This is a genomic window from Bacillus cereus group sp. BceL220 (assembly GCF_051776965.1).
Lineage (GTDB): Bacteria > Bacillota > Bacilli > Bacillales > Bacillaceae_G > Bacillus_A > Bacillus_A cereus.
In genome coordinates this window covers 69,864-93,461 of record NZ_JBPWBC010000012.1, presented here as the reverse complement: position 1 = coordinate 93,461, position 23,598 = coordinate 69,864, and the positions used below count along the sequence as shown (strand labels likewise).

Sequence of the window (23,598 nt, the reverse complement as noted above, 5' to 3'; positions counted from 1 at the left end):
ATGTACCCTATAGAATAGACACTTGAAAAAAGTCTATTCTATAGGGTACTTCTTGTATAATAAAAGGAAAATTGGGATCAGAGAATGTTAAAAATGACAAAAAAGCTATTTGTAGAAAGAGAAATTCAAATTCTATCAAATAACCTATACGTAAAATCTGTAAGTCAGAAAGGTATCAATTATACAGAGGAATTTCAGCATATTTTTATTGAGGAAAATGAAAAAGGAAAGCTACCTCAAAATATTTTTCAAGAATGTGGTTTTGATATAGATATGATTGCCATGAAACGAGTTATGTCATCGGGAAGTAGATGGTGTGCTGCTTATAGAAAAAATAATGTATTGGGCTTAAGGAATACACGTATTGAAAACGCTGGAAGAACTCTTGAGAGAGAGCTTACGTTAGAAGAAAAGTATGCCCGTTTAGAAGCCGAATGAAACTTACTAAAAAAATCAAACTTATGGAAGGGAGGATGAGAAGAAAATAACACTACCACCTAGTCAGAAATTCATCTTGATTCGTTCTGTCATCATGAAATACAACTTAAGGAATATGGTCAGTCATTTGTGTAAAGTAGCTGGCGTATCCCGTTCGGGATACTATAATTACTTTTCAGCTTCATCTCAAGAACAATGGAAACAAAAGAGTGATCGAGATGAAATCTTGAAGGAAACCATATTAAAAGCACTTTGATTTAGAAATAGAAAGAAGGAGGCTCGTCAGATAAAAATGACATTGGCGGGTCAGTTTCAAGTTGTCTACAATTTAAAGCGAATCTTTATAAAATAATGCTTAAAGCTACAAAAGAACATCGAATAGTGTCGAATCAATTAAATCGGGAATTTAAACAAAATACCCCAGGCAAAACACTTCTTACAGATATCACCTATTTAGTTTACGGTAAGAATCAAAGGACCTATTTATCTACAATTTTAGACGACTCAACTAATGAAATTTTAGCTTACCATGTTTCAGAACAGATGACATTAGAGCTCGTAACGACAACTCTCCATAAACTAAAAAGGAATCCGAGGATTCGATTAACTGAAGGTGCTTATATTCATTCAAATCAAGGAGCCCACTACACAAGCCCTACCTATCAAAAGTTAGTCAGAAAGCTAAACCTTGGACAATCCATGTCAAGAAGAGGAAACTGTTGGGATAACGCCCCACAAGAATCATTTTTGGGGCATTTAAAAGATGAAGCTCATATAAAACCTTGCGTGTCCTTTGATGAGTTGAAACAAGAGATTAAGAAATATATGACGTACTATAATCACTATAGATATCAATGGAATTTAAAAAAGGTGACTCCTGTTGGATACAGAAATCATCTTCTTGATGTTGCCTAACTTTTTTCAAAATGACCTTTACAAAGGAGACAGATTAATTTGCTAGTATTTTTATAAAAAATGGTTTTAGATACTCAAGTCATAGAAATTAGCGACAAAGATTAATAGCATTATAAATATACGAAAAAAATCATTTAATAAAATATAGATATATAAGGACTTCCAAGCTATCGTACGATTTAGAGGGAAGGTATAACTGTATTAGTAAATGTAATAAAAGCTACTTTATCCCTAAGGCAAAAGTAGCTTTCATAATTATTAATCAAACAATGATAAATTTTCAAAATTAGAATTTGTATTCGATAAAGATTCAATTGGCATCGTTTTATTTTCAAACCCAATATTCCCTATCTCTTTTCCATACAACATAAAATTATCAATATGTGGTGAGGAGAGTTCTTTTTTTCCTATAAATTTAGTTAATTCCGCCCTCAATTCCATCAATAATCTGCCCAATGCATTGGTTCCCACCAATAAATTCATGTCGGAGGGTCTAGCTCCCCAAAAATCATCTTTGTTAGACTCTTCAACAATTTGTTTATCAAGTGTGCTTAGTAATAAAGAACCAAATTTATCCCAGTTTTGAATTAGCTTAACTCTTAAGCACCAACGCATTATCATTATCCTTACGTCTTCCCAATCTTCCCTTGTATGCGGGCGATATTTTTTACTAATCATCTTAGCTGTCATTGGACTTTTTTGTTGTATTATCTCTTTTTGATAATTAGGATGATTAGGGAATCGCATGGCTTGGTATAAAGCCTCTGAAGATAGAATTCTAGCACCATTTAATTCAATTGGAAAACCTGCAGCCATGTTAGATAAACCACCGTATTCCTCTTTAGTTTTCCTAAAAAACACAACTTCATTTCTTTTATAAATTTTTTGAGTAGATTTGATAGTATCCCTCCTCTAGTTAGCAGTTCTGGGGAATAGTGGATACCAATTGTCGATGCCTGAAAATGCGTCTGGGTCACCCCACCAAAGAACAACAGGACAATTATTGGCTATATTTCTGTATGTCACAAAGTATGAACCAAAGCCAAGCGTCTTACTGTTATCATACCCCATCGGTCTCATATTCCGGTTTGGATTCGCTGCATAACTTACAATTTCTACACCTTTTTCAAAAAAAATCTTCTCAACTAAATTTCTATTTTGAAGACTTGTGAAATACTCATCTGATGTAGGTTCCCCAATATTTCTAAGAAGAGGAACTCTCTCATTTTGTGCCGTAGTCCTTGTTTCGCTAACACTTTCTATATATCGTTTTGTTTGATCATTATATTCTAATTCAGATGAAGGTAGGTAACTTTCAAATGATTTTTCCGCTTTCAAAATATCATCATAAAAGCGTATACAATGCCAAAAGTTAATTGTAGCCTGTGGAAAAACCTTTTTAATTTGTTTTTCCACATAACCTTTATTCCTATTATGTAATGCTAAAACAATTATATCGATTTGTAAAACTAAACTAGGATCATCTATTTCATTTGCCCATTTTTGAATGTCTCGAATCACACGGTTTCCAGTGTAAATAGCATCATCTATATAAACGTATGATGTGATATTATTTTGACCACAATCATCTAATGAAAATCCATGATTTTCTTGAACGACCCCCTCCATAATTTCTAACATATCTTTTTGGCTACCGCCTCTTGTTTGAGGGTTAATAAATTTATAGGTATCTATACTTTGAGGGAAAATAGTCTTATTCTCTATAAGAGCTTCATATGCTTCAATCACTTCTGCTTTAGATATATATGTTTTACTAAGAATATTATGTAACTCTTGTAAAATTAAGTCATGTTGATTTGATGGGAATTGAGTTAGCCAATTCTCCACATGCGTATCAGTAAAGTTTGTCCCTTCGTAATCCTCTGCGATTTTAACAATTGCTTCTATCATATTTTCTGTAGTAGTACTCATTACTTCACCCCTAATAATCCCATTTTAGTATGTTTTATATTGTAATATAATATATATTCTACTAATTAGAGATTAATCCCTTCTAAAAATAGGGGAAAATACAATTTTGCATATTATTTATTTAATACTTCGCTTTCCATTTGAGTAATGTAAGTACTATCTTATCATTAGTCACATATTCACCTTCGATAACTAATTGATTTTCTATTACTGATTTTAGCAGGGGGAATAATTAGAGTAGTTTTATGAAAGTATCAAAAAGTCGTATCAAATAAAAACGTCTAATAAGGGGAAAATAACAATGAATTATGGCTATGGACGTGTAAGTACAAATAAACAAGAATTGGATATTCAAATAAAAGCACTTAAAGAGAAGGGCGTTAAGTTTGGGAGAAAATCTAAGATACATAAAATTGAAGGGGCTTTATTAAATGCCATTCAGCAAGTTAAAGCTGGTACAATATCACAGCCTGAGGGGCTGAATTTGCAAAGTGTAGTGTTGCTACATTTAAGAGAAGATTAAAAGAATACAGAGAACAACGAGGGGCTAAATAATGGCCTCTTGTTTGTGCAGAAAAAATAATGTCGAGGCGAATGTAAAAAGAGGGATACAAAGAGGGAGTAGAAGTGAAAAAAGTGACAATTGCATAGAAAAACACAACTAATCCATTTGTTTCAAAATATCCCAATAGCTTTGTAGCGTTTTCGGTGTAACATTCTTAAACTCTCTATCGTCCAAAAATCAATGACAGCCAATTTTAACAACAAAAAACCACTCCGCATTTTTTTGCGAAGTGGTTTTCGTTTAGTCGTAGCGGTTTGGTAATGACCATAACATTTTTAATTGTTAAGAAACGTACTCAAACTCTTGATATAACTAACTGTATGACCCTGAAGAGGATCGAACTTAAGACCTCCACCCTGTCAAGGTGAAGGTCTTTTAAATAATCTATTCTTCTCTTTGTATTATAAACTCCCAAAATTTTTTTAATTCCTCACGTTTTTGAGGAGTCGCATTGCTTATATCTTTAAACCATTGATAAAGGTCAGGATCTTGTATGTCTGTAACTTGTCTTATTTTAGTTGTACCGAGGAGGTAATCAATTGATACTTCAAAGAAAGTGGCTAATTTTATCAATGTATTATAATCGGGTTCACGATTTCCTTGTTCATACATTGCATATGTAGTTCGGGCGATCCCTAGTTGTTTTGCCATGTCTTCTTGACGCAGTTTGCGTTCTTTTCGAAGAGTGTGTAGTCTTGTGCCAAACATATGCTACCTCCTTTTAGATGTTTTCTATATCAATTATAACGTCACAATTTGTAACATTTAATAAAGTACACGAAATGTGTAAAAAATCTTGAATTTATAATTATTTTCATGTAATGTAATTATTAGATACACATTTTGTGACAATGTAAGGAGGGGAAAAATGAGGTTATGGTTATTGGAAAAACGCAAATATAGAGAGAAAACACAGGATTATATTGCATATAAGGCAAGAATATCTAGAAGTATGTATGCAATGATTGAAAGTGGTGAAAGAAATCCAAGTGTTCCTGTCGCAAAGAATATAGCTAAGGTACTTAATTTTGATTGGACTCTTTTTTTTGAAGAATAATGTCACGTTTTGTGTAATTGGAAGCGTGATAAGTTATGTTTCCATATTGTTTTCCTAAAACGAAATAAATTATTAGTTATTTTTAAGAAAATATTAGATAAGGGAAGTGTTTAATGTGAATATGAAAAGATTTGAAATGCGTGAAAAACGATTAGCGGAACTACTAGGTGCAAAGGTACTATGGGAATTTATAAGTGCTGTTACAGAAGAAATTGAAAAGCAAGAATTAGAGTCTACACCAGGTTTACTAGAAGATCTATTCGTACATGTGAAAGAAACCATTCAAATTCAAAATATGAATCAACGCAGAACAAAAGCCCCTGTAAAAACAGAGGCTGATGGTATAAATAAAAATACATTATTTATGGAAGCATATGTAGAATTAATCAATCATAAGTTTATTATTTCTGAATTAGCTGTAGAGCTTTCATCTGTTCTAAGAGAATTAAATTGTTTTGTTCAATCATCTTTGCCACAGCTTCAAAGTGAGCTTGATTCTCAAGAACCTCAATCTGCTTCTCTTTAGGAAGTGATTGAAGTATTTCTTTTATTTCTTTACACTCGTATATGTTATTCTCCGAGTCTTCGATTAATTTATTGCGACGATTGGTGTATTCAAGTGCACCTAAGGTCGCTAATGCGCGAGGATCTAATCCTAGAATTTCCATGTATTCCTCTCCTTTCCTCTACAATAATTCGATAGGGGGAAGGAGATTCCTTTAATGAATTGCTAGAGTTGTTATATAGTATATAACATGTTGTTTATTAGTGAGAATGTTATTTAGCAGGAATACAATAGAATTAGACTTAAAAGAGCTTCTTAAAAGGATGAGAAGAAAAGGGAACCTATTAAGTCTCACTCTTTTTCTTTAAATACTCTACATATGGAATGGTTATTTACTTGTATAATGAATTTTAAATTGGGTTTCTTGAGGAAGATTAGGTAGATATAAGGAATAGGGTATGATTTGATGGATAAATAAAATTAAAGAGAGTTGTAATGGAAAGAATGATAGAAAATATTCAGGAGTTATTAGGTAATATGTTTTAAAGTGTTCAAGAGAGGGAAGCCGTATATAAATCGTTACTTAAAAAGTAAAAACTTAGTCCTTAAATTTAGAGAAAGGACTAAGTTATTTGTATAGAAGAAATATCGAGTGTATAAAGTTAAATTAAGTAGGGTTATGAAACATGAATGTCCCTTAAATGTTAATAAGTATTAAACTTTATATTGCAATACTCCCAGGCGATGCTCCAACCGTTACTACTGTATTTACCGTATAATCAACGGAGTTAAGGATCGTAACTGTGTTTTGTTCTGGCTGAGCAATATAGATGAACTCTCCATTAGGTGTAAAGGCAGCGTCTGCTGGTCCATTGATAGAAATTGTTCCTGTAGATAGTCTTTGTGCTGTATCAATAATATTGATTTCATTGTTTGTTTTGTCTCCTAACAATGCTACAGGTTGATTAGGTGAGAGAGAAAGAAACGAGTTGTAATAGGCCCCAGTAAGAATATCTCCAATCTTTTGGAAAGTAGATAAGTCAATCACTGTAAGAGTGGTCCCAGACGCCACCATTTCTTCTGTAACATAAGCGAATCCATCAAATAAACTGATTTCAATAATGTTTGGATAATCATTTGAAGTAGGACGCTCTTCTACGATATCTCCTGTATTTAAATCAACTTTTATAATACTCCAAGCGTTAGCATTTACGATGTAAGCGTATTGTCCATTTGGATCAATGGCTATACTTGAAAACCCACTTACTCCGATTGAGATCGTATTAGAGATCGTTTGAGTTAGAATGTTAATTGTAGTAATATCCATTGATCCAGTTGAAATATTTAGTATATATGCAAACTGACCATCTGGAGAAAATGCAATATCAATCGGTTTATTTATTGAGAGAGTAGAGATAATGGCAAGGGTTTCATTTGTAATTATAGAAACACGGTTATCATAAAAGTGCGAAACTAACGTATATGTTTTATTGGGGTTAACAGCAACCTTAATTGGCTGATAAGGGAGATCAATTATTTGCTGAACAGTCTGTGTTGCTGTATTAATTACTGAAAGAGTATTATCATCTTGATTTGCTGTAAAAGCATAAATAGGAGGATTTGGTGGCACTGGTAAAAGGGAAAGGGTGCCACTTAAGATAAACGTATTATCATCTTGTGGTGTGATTGTTAGACTCTTAAGTTTAAAGCCACTAAAATCAAAGCAGCAATTAGAATCCGTTGTATAATAAATAATCTGATTGATGGAGAATTTGTGCCATTTAGAAAAAGCTGCAGCTCCTTGTCCATATTGATTTTGAACAGGGGAAATACTAACAAGCATAGAAAGTACACCATAGATGCGAACACTGTGTACTGGATAGGAACCATCTGGTAAATCAGTTTGAAGAAGACAAGGGTTCGGTGTTTGTAGCGTACATGGTTCAAATGCACATTTTAAGCGGTTTGTATTCCAGGTGACGGCACCAGTGTAATTGGTATCATTAATTATATATCCTTCAGGAGCTTTAATTGAAACCTCAAAATTTACATATTGATTGCACGTACCTTGGCAAGGTAACATGAATATCACTTCCTTTATCAGAAATTATGTGTTAATTCACGTAGTATATAAAGTCGATTACATACCATATTAGGAAAAATATTTTTAGAGCCTATGCCTTTCTATGAAATGACTATGCTTGAAAAGCATCTACTTGTTGATACTACATATAAATAGGTAGCAATGCTCTATATTATGCTTTCTATTTCTTAATGCTTGTACAAATTGTGGTTATTTTAATCGTTAGAAAGTCTGATCCAGTAATGGTAAAACATATTGAAGTAAATAGAAGGTTAATCTAGATATGTTAAGTCTAATGATAGTACATACGATATAGTGCTATTAAATTCGAGGAAGTTAAAGTATGAAAGGGGACACTTATGTTAACTTGAATATCTATTACTAACTTACTTTGTGTAAAAAAGTAGCTGCACAAAAGTACAGCTAGTCTTCTTCACAAATTTATATGGCCTTGATGACGAATTGAGATTGAGGTATATATAGTAATTGAGCTGTTAAGGAAGTTGTTGTATTAGCAAATGGGTATGCTCCCTTATAAAGAAAATTACTATACACTATTTCATTCATTTCATAGGTCGTACACAGTTTTTTTAGGATTTTTTGAGAAATTTTATTTGTACAAGCAGCAATAAAATCAAAATCTCTTTTACTTATTTCTTGAATGGCATGTGAAAGCAGGGTAGTGACTATACCACTTCCCATCCAATCTGGATGACAAGCGCCCATATCTAGATAGACCAATTTTTCTTTATCTAAATGAGAAAACTCAATAGATTCTGTCTCTAATGTATCTAAAAGTTGAAAAATAGGTTCCATTTGTGGGCATAGTTCATTCGCTTTATCTGCATCTATTAGTGGCTGGGTTACTTTTTTTGTTAAAAGAACCCCAACAATTTGAAAGTTTTCTATTGCTACAAATGACATAGCTTGAGATACAGCTTGTTTCATCATTTCTTCGCACATTTTGTGAAAAGGAGCAAAAGGAATTTGTAAACTGCTTACAAGAGGTTCATTATTCACAAAAGAATGTGCAAGTAAATGTGCTGCATCTTTCACATGGTGTGTATCAAGTAGCTCTATATTCATATGTTTTTCCTCTTTCCTGATATAGTGAATAGTAATTAAAAGGATTAAAAATTTTATTTCATCTAGTTAAGTTTAACTATTAAAGCGCTAACAAATATGGTTATGAAACATATGAATGAATCTGTTTAGTAGCAATCGAAATATGTTCATAAAGAAATTCTACGATCTCATCTATACATTCAACAGTTGTATATGGAGAGATAGAAAAGAATTTTAATGTAGAAATCGGATTTCTATCATAACTGTTTATTACATCTACTACACAAGAACGAGTTGTATCACCAAAAAATACTTGATCGCGATTTTTTCCTAGGTAATTAAATAGTTCTATATTTAATCGGTTTGTATCCTCAATTTCTTCCTTTGTTGCAAGGCCTATTCGTTCTTTTTCCCAATTTTCTTGGCCATCTCCATTCAGATAGAAGCGGAAAGTTGTAATTGGTCCATATTTAAAATCATTTGTGATTGCGACTTGGGGTAGGGCCTTGCGCAACTTCTCTCTAAATAATAGATTTACACGAATATAATTTGCTAATATTTTTTGATATCCTTCAATTCCGAAGGCTAATAGATTGATATACATTGGAATAGCACTACCAGATCGTGAACATTCTAAGGTATAGCCTGTATGATAACTTCCATATGACCTATTACCAAGATAAGGTGTGTCATCTTGTTCAATGTCCATCAGTTGTAAATCAGTATGATTTTTTACGATTAAAATACTTGAAGCATAAGGTGTTTGTCCTAATTTATGAAAATCAAAACATACACTATCTGCAAGGGACATATATTGCATTTTATCTTGTACGTATTGTAAGGCATTTTTCACATTAGGTTCAAATGAGAGTGAATTTTCTTCAAAACTATAATTATTAAAGAAACTATAGAATCCGCCCATTGCAGAATCAGCATGGATATAAATCGGTTTTAATTTATATTTTTTCTGTATTGCTTCAGCGCTCTCTTTAATTTTTCTTATATCATCAATAGTAAATGTGTCTGTTGATCCCATGGTAGCTAGAATATAAAGGGGGATACCGCCATTGTTAATAACTTGTATCATTTTAGCCTCTAAATCTTCTATATCCATAGAACTTGTATAAGGATCAGTTTTCACTTTTATTAAGTGATTTGACCCAATACCAGTTGCTTCAGCTGACTTTAATAAACTATAATGTGCATTTTCAGAAGCAAAGCAATATACATTTTGTGGAGCGCCATGTTCTTTTGCTGATGGGAATTGTTTAGAAATTGCTAAGCGCAGGCTAGAAAACACGCATCCTTGTCCACCCCATGTTGTATAGCCGCCGCTATTATGTGGATTATAACCTATCAGTTTTGAAAGCATGGATACCACTTTCACTTCTGCTTCAGCTGCCCCTGGACCATATACATCCCAAACACCATTACCATTTAAAAGTGCCATTGTCATTACCCCTAATAGTGAAGGTATACTTGGTAGTGGTACAGCATTAGACAAGTAATATTTATTTGGATACGGATGTCCATTCATAAATTGGTTTAGCTCTTCTATAACCTCAGACATAGTGATTCCAGCTAGTGGAATATGACTTTGGTGAATTAAGCCATTGTAGTATCCTTCTGATTTTTCCTCACATTTACCTAAAGTAGCTCGCTCTTCATTTTTTAATTGGTCAAGATTTTTAATTATTTTCTGCATAGATTCTAATAAAAGTTGTTGTTTTTCTTCATTTCCGTCAACGCTCGGAAATAGTTTTAAAATATCTTGCATGCAGTCACTTCTCCTTGTGAAAAACTGGATTTTTATTTTACTTGGTTAAATATAAGGGTATAATAATTTGTAATTGCCCTTTTGAATACTTAGAAATGAGGAGCTATTTAGAAAAAAATGTAATTCCATAGAAGATTATATGAATTATGGAATTTAAAGTAAAGAAAAATTTTTTGATTTATTTTAAAAAAAGTAATTATGAGATAATGAAGTTTCTAAAAATATTTCTGAATTAATTGTTTATTCGGTTTGCATGTTGCCTTAGCATGTATTCAACTAGTGTAGTAGATATTTTAATATAATTTAGAACGTATTATAAGGTAGTTGGATAAAAGGGTTCAACTACCTTATAAAATGTAGATATTGTTGGGAAAAGATAAAAAAATAGGGTGGAAGTGCTAAAGATATGTTCTAGTGGAGAAGAAGTAGTAGTATGGATTTGGTAGAAAAATCAGCATAATTTTTTATGGAAGAATAATTATTTGATCAAAGTTGTTTAATGAATTCAATTTCATTATCTAATAATAATGGACGAGTTAAGTGGGAAGAGTTCTCTTCAACCTGGGTAGAATTTTTTGCACCAGGAATAGCAACTGAAACGGCTGGGTGACTTAAAACATAACGTAAAGCAACTTGCGCTAAACTTCGATTTGAACGTACAAGTGAACGTAATTTCTCTACTGTGTGTAAGCTATCTTTAAACCACTTTTCTTTTGGCCAATCTTTTCTTAAATCATCGTTTGGAAATTGAGTTTCATGATTAAATTTCCCAGTTAAAATTCCCATCTTAAGTGGACCTCTTATCACAGCACCTAAATTATGTTTTTTAATATAAGGAAGGATGTCTTTTTCAGGTTCTTTATTCAGAATACTATAATCGAATTGTACAACATCTAAATCATCATTCTGATTAAAATGTTTAATATAATCTAAATCATTAGTAGAAACGCCAACAGCTCTTACTTTGCCAGATTTTTTTAAGGTTTGGAAAGCTTGTAGAAAGGCTTCTGTTTCTTCCGGTTTATCCCACCAAATATGACAAAAGTACACATCTATATAATCCGTTTTAAGCCGCAGTAAACTAGCCTCAAACGCATCAATGATCTTTTGAGGATCTCCATAAACGGCTGGTTGATTGGGGTCATAATGATGACCAATTAAACCACCTTTTGTAGAAAGGATTATATCTTGCCTTCGATTATTTATAGCTTTTGCAACGAGTGTTTCACTATGACCTAATCCATAAACATCAGCAGTGTCAATAAAATTGACCCCTAGATCAATTGCTTTCTCAATTGCATCAAGTGATTCATTATCTTTTACTGCACCCCATTCATCTCCACCAATTGCCCAAGAACCGAATCCTATCTCTGAAACTATTAATCCTGTGTTACCTAATAATCTATATTCCATTATGTACGGACTCCTCCTTTACAGTTTATGTTATAAGAAGTATATATAGTGACCAGTTGGAATATTCTTGAATTTATTTTCGGAGAATAAATTAGGCAATTTACTTTAATAAATATATGCAAGAATACTGTATAAAAAGAAATTAGAATTATTAGTGAAATGGTTTTTTATGCTTAAATTGAATAAAAGTATGAACTGTTACAGTATAAATATGAGTTTTATTCATAATTTTAATAACTATGCAATAAGTAAAATAAATGTTGAATTTAGTCGGAAAATATAGATTTACAAATTGCAGAATATGTACATATAGTTGTAACTGTAAATATTATCCGTTTTTAAATATTTATAAAAGGAGAAATTCATATGAAAGAAATACAAAAGAAATATGAAATTGTAGAAGAATTAGATGTAACAGTAGGCCAAGAAGCATTATGGATAGCTCATCAAATGGAAATAGAAAAAGGAATGAACAATGAACCGATTATAATAAAGTTAAAAGGGAATCTTCAAATTGAGATTTTAAAGAAAACGCTTACTAAAATAGTGCAATCACATCCGGCGCTACGTACAATATTTAAGAAGAGGGATGAAAAAATAAAGCAATTAATTCAAAAGAATGTAGAATTTGATATACCAATTAAAGATTTAACTGCTTTTAAAAACACAGAACAAAAATCTATTTTAAAAAATTTCTTAGAATCTATAGTGAATGAGAAATTTAGTTTAGAAGAGGGGCCTTTGTTTAAATTCCACATTATTAAATTCAGTGAAGATACATTTGTTTTACATTTAATGTTTCATCACATTATTTACGATGGATGGAGTTTAGGAGTTTTCATCCGACAATTATCCAATACGTATGGTGAATTACTTCAAGGGAAGACGAATGTAGAATTTGAATCTCCTTATAAGAACCTCGTAGAGTATGAGGAGGGTTTTATTGATAGTGCAATATATAAAGAAGGATCATCTTATTGGAAAGATTATTTACAAGGTGAATTAACTCCTACAGAGTTTCATATTGATTTTAATAAAATGAATGAAAAGAGGTATACAGATAAAAATATAAGCAAGAATATTAATTCGAATCTATTTTATCAAATACAATGTTTTGCTAAAAAAAATAATATAAGTATTTATCGAGTAATGTTAAGTACTTATTGTACATTACTTCATCAAATGACAAATGCTGAAGAGATAATTGTTGGTATTCCAATTAATACTAGACCACATACAGAAGAACGAGATACTTTTGGCTATTTTGTTAATACAGTACCTATACGTATAAAAATAGAAAAGGGAGAGACATTTAAGGGGATACTTAATAAAGTTAATAAATCTATTCATCTAGCTATTACGTATAAACATAATCCTTACCCACATATAGTAAAAGATTTAAATCTAAATACAAATACAAATCATAATATGATATATTCCGCAGCATTTAATACGATGAAGATACCGGAGTTAAAAATTCCTGATATTGAGTCAACAGTTTTAACAGATTGTAAAAGAGTAAATCCTTTTAACATGACTTGGAGAATAATGCGATATGAAGGGGAAACAGAGAATAAAATTGAGATTGACTATAACTCAGCATTATATAAATCAGAGAGTATTAGTGATTTAGTCGAAAGATATATATATTTGTTACAAAAACTAATGAAGAATGTAAACGAGCCTATCCATTCATTGGATTTGCTTTTAGAGAAAGATTGTCGTCTATACAAAGAAATGAACTCAAATGCTCTTACATATCCTAATTCAAAAACATTAGATCAATTAATAGATTTACAAGCATTAAAATCGCCAAATCAAATAGCGATTTCAATGGGGGATAAATCCATTACCTATTATGAATTGCAGCAAAGGTCAAATCAAATAGCGAATTATTTACGTGAAAATGATTTGAAAAAGGGACAACGTGTAAGTATTACAATGGAGAGAGAGATTGATACCATTGTATGGATTCTAGGCATCTTAAAATCAGGTGGAGTTTATGTACCAATTGATCCAAAGTTTCCTGAAAAAAGAATAGAATACATCTTAAAAGATAGCGAAAGTCAAATGATTATTACGAAGAAAGAATACAGGGGATTGGTTGAAAGTTTTGCGATTCATACAATTTATCTAGAAGATTTTCATTACGCTAATTCCATAGAAAATATTACGCCTACACATACCATAGAAGATGCAGCTTATATTATCTACACGTCAGGTTCAACAGGTTTGCCAAAAGGAGTCGTTGTACCACATAAAGGCGTAGTTAATTTATCATATTCAGTAATCAATACATTTCATTTAGGAAAAGAAGATGTATTTTTACAATTTGCAACGATCATTTTTGATGCATCCATTATGGAAATATTTCCGATTTTGCTATGTGGAGGAAGAATGCATTTAATTTCTGAAATCGAAAAACGTTCAGCAGAGAAATTTATAAATGTAATTCAAAAGAATGGTATTACAAATGTGGTTTTACCAACTGCGTTTTTTAAATTAATAGCTGATATGCCAAAAGAAATGTTACTTAAATTAAATTCTGTAAAACGTGTATTTGTAGGAGGGGAAACTTTACCTGCTGAATCAGTTCGTAAATGGCAAAGTAAATTAGGGTTAAAGATTCCAGTTCTTAATGCATATGGTCCTACTGAAACTACTGTATGTGCAACGATGTATGAAGTAAATGGTGAGATACAAAAAGAAATCTCTAATATCCCAATAGGTAAACCAATTGCTAATAGTGAAGTTTTCGTGGTTAGTCCATTTAATACGTTATGTCCGCCAGGTGTAGTAGGTGAGTTATTTATTGGCGGTGATGGAGTTGCCAACGGATATTTAAATCAAAAGGAAAAAACAAAAGAGGCGTTTATTTCTTTCGATAAATCCTATAATCACGATAAAAAGATGCATCGTACTGGAGATTTAGTACGTCTTTTACCGAATGGAAATTTAGAATTTATCGGAAGGAAAGATAATCAAGTAAAAATACGTGGGTATCGAATTGAGCTGGATGAAATTGAAGGAACATTATTTAAACATCCAGAAGTGAGAGATGCTGTAGTATTCACTTATCAAAACGACAAAATCGTTAGCTTTTATTTATCAAAAGACAATACAGAACTAAAACAAGAGGCATTAAAAACATTCTTAAGTGAAAGTTTACCAGATTTTATGATTCCAAATTATGTATTTCACCTTGAAAGTTTTCCTGTATCACCAAGCGGGAAACTAGATAGAAAAAAATTAGAATTACAAATCCCGTCTTTACTTGAAAACATGCAGAAGCAATATGTCCCACCAATAAGTGAAACAGAAAAAAGATTGGCAAAAACATGGGCAGAGATTTTAAATTTAGGGAAATATAGAATCGGCAGAGATGATGACTTTTTTAAACTTGGGGGACATTCATTGATTGCTGTGCAAGTGTTAAATCAAATTCAAAAAGAGTTTCATCTAAAAATTGAAATTAGAGATATTTTTGAGCATACAACGATTGCTAGTCTGTCTGCTTACATCGATAAATTAATGGCAGTAAATCATGATAGGGAAGAACAGGAGACGCAAGTATTAAAAGTTGCAGATAAGGAAAGTTATCAATTATCAAGTGCTCAAAAAAGAATCTGGTTTTTAAATAAGTATAACGCCATTAATAGAGTATATGATACACCACTACACATATATATTGAGCCGAGTTTAAAAAAGGATATTTTACAAGATACCATAAGGTTTTTAGTTGAACGACACGAAATGCTACGAACAGTGTTTATTGAAAGAAATGGGGAGCCTAGACAAGTCATCTTAAACTCAATAGCGATTGATTTGATTCACGATGAGATTGAACACATGTCTAAAAAAGAACAACAAGAATATATACGTACAACAATAAATCAAACGGATCATACACCATTTGATTTAGAAAATGGCCCTCTTTTTAGGATTAGAATTTTTAATCTGAATAAGAAAAATTCTTATTTATATATCAATTTACATCACATTATTACAGATGAGTGGAGTGTAAGGAATTTATTAGATGAATTAATGAAGGTATATAGTGCCTTTGCAAAACGTAGAAATCCTGAGTTGCCAACTATCTCTAATCGATATGTAGATTATGCTGAGTGGGAACAGGAGCAGTTAAATTTAGGTCGGTGGGATACGGAAAAATCTTATTGGATGGCCGAACTTGCAGCACCTCTTCCTATACTAAATCTTCCTTTAGATTTTAGTAGGAATCGTCAAAGTACAAATAAGGGTACAGTATTTGAAATGAAGTTAGATAATGAAATGAAAGAGTCTTTGAAACAAGTATGTGAACAAGAGAATGTTTCTATGTATATGCTATTTTTAGCAGCGTATATTCAATTGTTACATTATCTAACGGATCAAAAAGATATTATTGTAGGTACACCGGTTGTTGGAAGGAATCATCAAGAATTTGAACAAATACAAGGATTCTTTGTAAATACCCTAGCAATTAGAACACAATTAAATGATGTGAAAAATTTAACACAGCTATTACAAGTAGTGAGAGAAAAATGTTTGAATTCTTTCCAAAACCAATCGTACCCATTTGATAAAGTAATTGAACAAATAAATCCTGATAGAAGCTTTGGAAATAACCCGATCTTTTCTACTATGTTTAGTTATCAGAAAGATATTCTACAGCAACATGATGCGTACAAGCTTCAATTGTTACCTAATAAACAAGATATTAGTAAGTTTGACATTTCTTTAGCTGTTGAGGAAGGATTTGATTATGTAGGGGTTTCATTTGAGTATGATGTTAATCTCTTCAAGGAAGAGTCAATTAATAGGTTTACTCAAAATTTACTTACTATACTGGACGCATTCATTCATCAACGAACAGTAGCATATGAAAATCTTTCATTCCTATCACAGGAAGAAGAATCTTTATATAAAAAGGTAAATCATACAGAAAGACTATATCCTTATTTTCAAAATATACAGGAGCAATTCTATATGCAAGTAGATAGACAATCCAATCGGATTGCTATAGCGACTGCAACGGAATCTTTAACATATAGACAATTAAATATGAGCTCTAATCAAGTAGCTCAACATTTACTCGAAAAAGGTATAAAAAGAGGTGATAAGGTAGCCATATTTTTAGATAGAAGTATGAATAGTATCGTTTCTATGCTTGGAATATTAAAAGCCGGTGCTGCCTATATACCAATCGATGTAAAATACCCTGAGGATAGAATAAATTATATAGTTCGTGACAGTGAGGCATGTAGAATTATAACGAGTTACAAATTCAAAAGTCATTTGAATGTAAGTGATTATAAGGTTTCAATAATAGAGGATATATATCGTACGACTATAAATGATGATGTGAAAATTTTAAATAAACCAGATGACTTGGCATATGTAATTTATACTTCAGGCTCAACAGGAAAACCAAAAGGTACATTATTAACGCATAAAGGAGTATTAAATTTAGTTGAATGGAGAAATGAAGTATTTCAGATCTCTCCAAATGATAAAGTAACACAGTTTTATTCCCATAGTTTTGATTCTTCAGTATCAGAAATTTTTTCTACCTTGTTAAATGGGGCGGAACTATATGTATTAAGTGATGAACAGCGCTATTCAACTGTCGCATATGCTCAAGCCATTCAAGAAACTCAAGCAACTATTTCTGACTTACCAACAGTATTTTTCAATGAATTATCGACTTCATTAACTAAACTGGATAGCGAAAAGATACGTTCTTTAAGATTTATAATAATGGGAGGGGAAGCTGCATCAACAAATGCTATTAGAAGTTGGCAAAGTACTTTTAACAACCAAGTACAGCTGGTAAATGAGTATGGCCCTACTGAAGCAACCGTTTCAGCAATGTATTATTTCATACCAGTCTTAGAAAGCGAAAATAATCTTTTAGGAAGCGTACCGATTGGTATTCCAATTTCTAATACAAAGGTTCATATATTGAATTCATATATGCAACCTTGTCCGGTAGGGGGCATGGGTGAATTATATATTGAGAGTTTAGGATTGGCCCAAGGGTATTGGAAGCAGGAAGAGAAAACAAAACAGGCATTTATTTCGAATCCATTTTCGGAAAATAAGAGTAAAAGATTATATCGAACAGGTGATTTAGCGAGATGGTTACCAAATGGAAATATAGAATTTATGGGAAGAAAAGATAAGCAGGTTAAAATTAGAGGGCACAGAATTGAATTAGGAGAAATAGAAGATGCAATGTTACAACTTGAGGAGATAAGTCAGGCGGTGGTAACACAAACGGAAGATGGAATGTTACTGCAAGCTTATTATAAAACAGTGGACGGTATACGGATAGAGAAAAATAAGTTAGCAATACACTTATCAAATGTATTGCCAGAATATATGGTCCCTAAATATTACTCTCATGTGTTAGAAATACCAATAACGGCGAACGGGAAAATTGATTTTGAAAAACTGCCAAAAATAGAGTTTGATCATGAGAAAAACGATGAGTGTAAACTTAAACCTCAAACTAAAGTGCAAAAAAACATTGCAAAGGTATGGTCTGAAGTTCTAAACGTAAAATCTATAGGGTTAAAAGATGATTTCTTTAATTTGGGTGGACATTCTTTAAAAGTTATGCCGGCATTAGTCAAATTAAAACCGTTATACCCTAACTTGAAAATTCAAGATTTCTTTAAGTATAGAACCATAGAAAAATTAGCCTCTCATATTGAAGAGATGGAAGATATGTCGTTCAAGAAAGAGAAAAATATGAATGTAGCATGTATGGAAAATGAAACGAAAACGACTCCTGTTTATGAAACAACTAAATTAGAAGAATGTGAGTTAGATATGGTGAATTATCCAAAGGCAGTTTTCCTTACAGGGGCAACAGGATATTTAGGAGCACATATTTTAGAACGGTTATTACAGTTACCATCTACGACTATTTACTGTTTAGTAAGAAAAAGTGAGGATCAAGTAATTGGTGCAAAGTTAAAAGAAAGAATGGAGTTTTATTTCGGTAAAGAAATCCTCCAAAAGTTGAAGGAGAGAGTAGAATTAATTGAAGGAGATTTATCTTTGATCAATCTAGGTCTAGATTCAAAGCAATTGGACCATTTAAAGAATAGGGTAGAGTCAATCATACATTGTGGTGGAGAAGTTAGACACTATGGAGAACGTGAGCATTTTCAAAAGGTAAATGTTCAATCTACAAAATACTTATTGGAATTAGCTAAGAACACAAATGCACGTTTTCATTATATATCGACTTTAAGTGTAGTAGGTCAGGCTGAAAGCGATCCAAAAGAATTTGAATTCTTTGAGTCTAATTTTGATAGAGGACAAAATTTAGATAATCTGTACCTGGAAAGTAAGTTTCAAGGCGAGAAAATGGTCAGAGAAGCAATAGAAAAAGGAGTTCGTGCCACGATATACCGTGTGGGGAATTTAGTTGGTAACTCTAAAACAGGTAAATTTCAATACAATATTAATGAAAACGCATTTTATAGATTATTAAAAGGAATATGCCTATCTAGCATAGCTCCTGACGTTAATACGTATGTAGATTTAACGCCTGTAGACTATGGAAGTTTAGCTATTACTGAATTATCTTATAAGGCCAATACAGTAAATAAAACCATGCATATTTGTAATCCACATCAGCTTAAATGGGACCAATTTATTAATAGTTTACAAGCATTTGGATACGATATCCTGTTAATGAAACAAGAGAAGTATATAGAGAAGTTTTTTAATACGAATCTAACTACTGATGAACAGAAAGCTTTAGAGCTCATAATGCCTTTATTAGAATCTGTAGAAGAGCTATCAGTAGCTATACCATCTTGTTTATACACGCAAGGATATTTGAAGAATGTACATTGTTTAGAGCCAAATCAAGAGTATATCAATTTGTTATTAAATTATGCTATGAGTATAGAGTATTTACCATTAATTAAAGAACCAATACTGTTGTAGTATACTCTATCTATTTTGAGCAAAAGAGAAGAAGGATTTCACTTCGAAACTTTTTATTTAAAAATCTTAATTATTTGAGTACAAAAAATAAAAGAATGTATAGCGGAGAAGTAATAATGAAAAAGAACCTGTTTTCCATGGAAAACAGGTTCTTTTTGGGGTAAAGATAACTTAGGGGTACGGAAAAGATTCCTTCCCAATATGATTGGGATCGCACTATCGAGAATATAAATATGCAATTATGCATATTTATAATGAATATTTTTAATAACCTTAAAATCTAATATATAATTAAAAAGTTTTTAATGAATTGATAAGGAGATGCGAGTATGAAGAAAGTCATAGGACTTATAGTATCATTATTTTTATTATTCTCTACCTATGCACCAACATTTACAGCGGCAGCCGAAGTTTTAAATAAAGTAGGCTGGGTGAAGGAAAATGAGAATTGGTATTATTATGAAAAAGATGGCAGTAAAAGAACAGAAACAATCACATTAGATGGAATAGAATATGAATTCTTCAAAGATGGTAGGTTGTTTGAAGGGAAAAAACAAGTCGGAAATGAATGGCTTCATTATAAAGAACCTGGAAAATTACAAACCGGATGGAGTTTTTCAGGAACAGCTTGGAGTTATATACGTGATGGGAAATATGCAACAGGTGTTATTGCCTATCAAGGGAAACAATTTGAAATTAATAAATATGGGGAAATGGAAAAAGGATGGATTACATTACGTTCTAAAATTAAAAGAATGTATCCTAAACCGGAAACAAAATTTTTATTGGAATCAAAGCCTGTAAAAGACGGAGATATATTAGAGGTTATTGGTAAACAAGGTATTTGGTATCAAGTAAAATACCAAGGAGAAATAGGGTATGTAAGAATATTTGAATCCGTAGTCATAGGAGAAAATCCCACACGTTCTTGGGATGTTGTAAAAGAAGGAACAAGCCTCACGCGATTTATACTAACAGAGTATAAAAAAGATCCAGAAAAATACTTTCCTCCAAATGTAATTAAAAACCAGGAGAAAGAAATTCACGAGTTAATTGAGAACGTAAATAATGTGTATTATGATTTCCAACAATTAAAATCTATGTTGTTATTTGATAATGCAAAAGGATGGGTGCAAGAAGAGGGGAAATGGACGTATTATTTAAAAAATGGAAGTCGTGTAACAGGCCTTCAGACCATTGATAATAAACAATACTATTTTGGACCTGATGGCTTTATGCAAACCGGTTGGGTTGATATAGGTGGCGCGAAATATTATGCGAATAAATCCGGTGCGTTACAAAAAGGTATTCAGTATATTGATGGTAAAATGCATTATTTTGATAAAAGTGGTATCTTATCCCGAGGTATGCAACAAGTAGATGGAAAACCGTACTACTTTAGTTATGAAAGTGAACCAAAAAGTGGTTGGATGAAATTAGAATATGATTGGTATCTGTTACATCCAAATGGTGCCTTACAAACTGGAGATTTTACCTATAAAGACAAAGTTTTCTCTTTTAATAAAGATGGAGAAATGATAAAAGGTTGGATCACGTTAGAATCTCTTGTAAAAAAAGTATATCCAGAACCAGACTTAAAGAAAGTTTTACGAGCAAAGCGAGTAAATACTGGAGAATTAATAGAAGTAACAGGAAAAGTTGGTTCTTGGTATGAAGTAAAATATAAAGGTGAAAAAGGGTATGTACGTATCCATGATGCCATTATTTTTGACCAAGAAGCAAAGACACCGTTATCTTTATTAAACGGTAAATTGAAAATTTTTGAAGGTGTTTTTAAATACATCAAAAGTGACGAGCCTTTACTCAATAATACATTAAAAACTCTACAAGATTTAGAAAATAGTACCACTGATTCAATTGAATTGATGAATAATGTTGCAAAAGACGCTGAAGATGCGAAACATGACCTAGAAGAACAGAAAAAACAAATACTAGAATTTGATCAAAAAATGAAAGTCCTGGGAAAAAAAATTAAAAATGACTGGGACCACTTAACAAAAGAAGAGATGCGACAGCTGATAGAAATGTTTCAGGCTGATGCAAAAAGAGCTGGAATTTATGGTGATGATCTTGGACAATATGCAGAAGACCGAGCAAAGCATTTTTCAGAATTAATCCTTAGAGGGTCTAAGGAAATGCTTCGATTCCAGCAAGAAGTGGTAAAATCTCTTGATCAAATGGTAGAGTTTAATAATCAAATTTATGCAGTCATCATGGAAGATACACAAAACGTATTAAAGTTCCAGGATCAATTTAATGTGTATTTAAAACAAACTACAGATGCGTTTCATGAATTAGCAGAGAGTCATAAGCGTATTCAGCAAGTATTACACGACAATGGTACATTTGAGGATTTAGGAAACATTGCAACAAGTACGATTCGATTAAAACACTCTATAGATGCGGCGAAACCTGGGATGGAGGAACTTGTACAAGTAACAAGAAAAAATGTTCCAGTTATAGCAAAAGATTTACAAGCATTTCAAGAAAGAGTACCAGGTATCTATAATGATGTTAATACAGGATTAGACTTTGGAAATGCGTTTATGGGAACAGCTTCAAAAATTGCCCAACATAAGTATAATATTCCTGCAGCGGCAGCTAACATTGGGAATATTAATTTGAATAACGCATTGCGTGATTTAGGTGGAGATCCATCTCGTATTTATAATCGTGCTAATGACGGAGATTTATCATTTACATTGGGTATTACACCTATAGTTGGTACAGGAATAGAAATTGGACAACTTATTAAAGGAGAAAACTTAATAACAGGTCAAAAATATGGTCCAGACGATTATGCATGGGGCACATTGGCTGTCGTATCTGGTGGTACAACACGGGTTATCGGTAAAGTTGTAGGGAAGATTGGTGACCTTGAAAAGAAGGGTAAAGCACTAGAAGCGGCAGCAAAGAATACAAAACATGAAGTGAAAGTATTAGGAAGGGGCTCTACAGGTAGAACCACTGCAAATACATTAGAAGAGCAATTAGCAATGAAAGAGGTTAAATCAAATCCGCAAGGAATCGTTCTAACGAGAATACCAATGACAGATCCTCGATGGCCGAAAGAAGATGGATGGGTGAAAATGGCGCATAATGTAAATGGTGTAGAAATTCATTATGTTAAAAATACTAGAACAGGCGAATTTGATGATTTTAAATTTAAAAATTAATTTTTGTTGATAGGAGCTTGTATATGAAAGTAAAGTGTATAAAAAATTCAGGAGATACTTTTTCAGAGGGTTTATTAAAACAAGGATATAATCGAGATTCGATAATAAATTTAGAAATCCATAAGGAATATGTGGTTTATGGTATGAGTTCATTGGATGGAGAATTAGACTATCTAATCTTGGGTGAAAATGAAAACTTGCCTTCATGGTACCCAGCTGAATTGTTCGAAGTATCGAACCCTTTACAACCTTTAGAATGGTATTTTGCGGACCATAAACAAAGCAAAGCGACAACAATAGAATACATGTGGGGTTATAAAGAATTAGCTTTAAACGATAGACACGCTCTGGGTTTAATAGAAAGAGAAAATGAAGATATAGAAATATTTTTAAAGCGTAAAGCTGAAATTGATGAGTTTGAAGATTTATAATAGTAAATCAATTAATATATTAATTGATTAATTAACTTTTAAAAAACGTAGGAATTAAATATTTCTACGTTTTTTGTTTATAACATTTAAATACCTTATTTTATATAAAGGTTAAAGGATCAAATGGGAAATTTTTAATTTATCCTGCATAAGCAGAATCGTTTCTGTAATTCTATTTAATAGAATATTCCCCTGTATAGCATCATTATTGAGTCCTGATTCCATGAGATTGAAGTTAAGATATATTGAAAAGAT

General features: G+C 32.0%; 12 protein-coding genes and 2 pseudogenes. 7 read left to right on the top strand and 7 right to left on the bottom strand.

The genetic code is table 11. From position 1 onward, the window contains the following. The first annotated feature begins 84 nt into the window (after positions 1 to 84). Positions 85 to 1,353, top strand: a pseudogene (locus tag ACS2FK_RS24140) (IS3 family transposase). 258 nt (positions 1,354 to 1,611) lie between these two features. On the opposite strand, the gene ACS2FK_RS24135 reads toward ACS2FK_RS24140, so the two are convergent. Together ACS2FK_RS24135 and ACS2FK_RS24130 are read right to left on the bottom strand one after the other, a co-directional pair. Then, positions 1,612 to 2,214: an NADAR family protein gene (locus ACS2FK_RS24135; RefSeq protein WP_080469974.1), complete on the bottom strand. Its 603-nt coding sequence runs from the start codon at positions 2,212 to 2,214 to the stop codon at positions 1,612 to 1,614. Between the two features lie 51 nt (positions 2,215 to 2,265). Then, entirely contained in the window at positions 2,266 to 3,285 is a 1,020-nt protein-coding gene (locus ACS2FK_RS24130) for a phosphoribosyltransferase-like protein (RefSeq protein ID WP_063549819.1), read from the bottom strand. 355 nt (positions 3,286 to 3,640) lie between these two features. On the opposite strand from ACS2FK_RS24130, the pseudogene ACS2FK_RS24125 reads away from it, so the two are divergent. Then, positions 3,641 to 3,840 (top strand): annotated as a pseudogene (locus tag ACS2FK_RS24125) (recombinase family protein); the annotation flags it as partial. Between the two features lie 394 nt (positions 3,841 to 4,234). Here ACS2FK_RS24125 and ACS2FK_RS24120 read toward each other — a convergent pair. Beyond that, complete coding sequence (locus ACS2FK_RS24120; RefSeq protein ID WP_063549823.1) at positions 4,235 to 4,558, bottom strand: helix-turn-helix domain-containing protein; 324 nt, start codon at positions 4,556 to 4,558, stop codon at positions 4,235 to 4,237. 160 nt (positions 4,559 to 4,718) lie between these two features. Between ACS2FK_RS24120 and ACS2FK_RS24115 the strand changes: the two genes are divergently transcribed. Then, positions 4,719 to 4,907, top strand: a complete 189-nt coding sequence (locus ACS2FK_RS24115) for a helix-turn-helix transcriptional regulator (protein WP_001241908.1) — start codon at positions 4,719 to 4,721, stop codon at positions 4,905 to 4,907. Between the two features lie 115 nt (positions 4,908 to 5,022). Continuing rightward, the gene (locus ACS2FK_RS24110; RefSeq protein WP_063549825.1) at positions 5,023 to 5,433 is read left to right on the top strand and encodes a hypothetical protein; all 411 of its coding nucleotides are present in this window, start codon (positions 5,023 to 5,025) and stop codon (positions 5,431 to 5,433) included. A 700-nt stretch (positions 5,434 to 6,133) separates the two neighbouring features. Here the strand turns inward: ACS2FK_RS24110 and ACS2FK_RS24105 are convergent. The 4 genes from ACS2FK_RS24105 to ACS2FK_RS24090 all read right to left on the bottom strand — a co-directional run bounded on the left by ACS2FK_RS24105 (position 6,134) and on the right by ACS2FK_RS24090 (position 11,750). Continuing rightward, positions 6,134 to 7,495, bottom strand: coding sequence for a YncE family protein (locus ACS2FK_RS24105; RefSeq protein WP_063549827.1), 1,362 nt, complete (start codon positions 7,493 to 7,495; stop codon positions 6,134 to 6,136). Between the two features lie 441 nt (positions 7,496 to 7,936). Next, positions 7,937 to 8,581 (bottom strand): hypothetical protein, encoded by a 645-nt coding sequence (locus ACS2FK_RS24100; RefSeq protein WP_016078359.1) that lies wholly within the window; start codon positions 8,579 to 8,581, stop codon positions 7,937 to 7,939. A 100-nt stretch (positions 8,582 to 8,681) separates the two neighbouring features. Next, positions 8,682 to 10,337 carry a pyridoxal phosphate-dependent decarboxylase family protein gene (locus ACS2FK_RS24095; protein WP_063549829.1) on the bottom strand — a complete coding sequence of 552 codons (1,656 nt, stop codon included), beginning with the start codon at positions 10,335 to 10,337 and terminating at the stop codon, positions 8,682 to 8,684. Between the two features lie 486 nt (positions 10,338 to 10,823). Beyond that, positions 10,824 to 11,750, bottom strand: coding sequence for an aldo/keto reductase (locus ACS2FK_RS24090; RefSeq protein WP_063549831.1), 927 nt, complete (start codon positions 11,748 to 11,750; stop codon positions 10,824 to 10,826). A 366-nt stretch (positions 11,751 to 12,116) separates the two neighbouring features. On the opposite strand from ACS2FK_RS24090, the gene ACS2FK_RS24085 reads away from it, so the two are divergent. From ACS2FK_RS24085 to ACS2FK_RS24075, 3 genes are all read left to right on the top strand, one after another. Further along, entirely contained in the window at positions 12,117 to 19,715 is a 7,599-nt protein-coding gene (locus tag ACS2FK_RS24085) for a non-ribosomal peptide synthetase (RefSeq protein WP_063549833.1), read from the top strand. A gap of 329 nt (positions 19,716 to 20,044) precedes the next feature. Next, positions 20,045 to 22,912 (top strand): N-acetylmuramoyl-L-alanine amidase family protein, encoded by a 2,868-nt coding sequence (locus tag ACS2FK_RS24080; protein ID WP_063549835.1) that lies wholly within the window; start codon positions 20,045 to 20,047, stop codon positions 22,910 to 22,912. A gap of 23 nt (positions 22,913 to 22,935) precedes the next feature. Next, positions 22,936 to 23,343, top strand: a complete 408-nt coding sequence (locus ACS2FK_RS24075) for a hypothetical protein (protein ID WP_063549837.1) — start codon at positions 22,936 to 22,938, stop codon at positions 23,341 to 23,343. Positions 23,344 to 23,598: the final 255 nt, after the last annotated feature.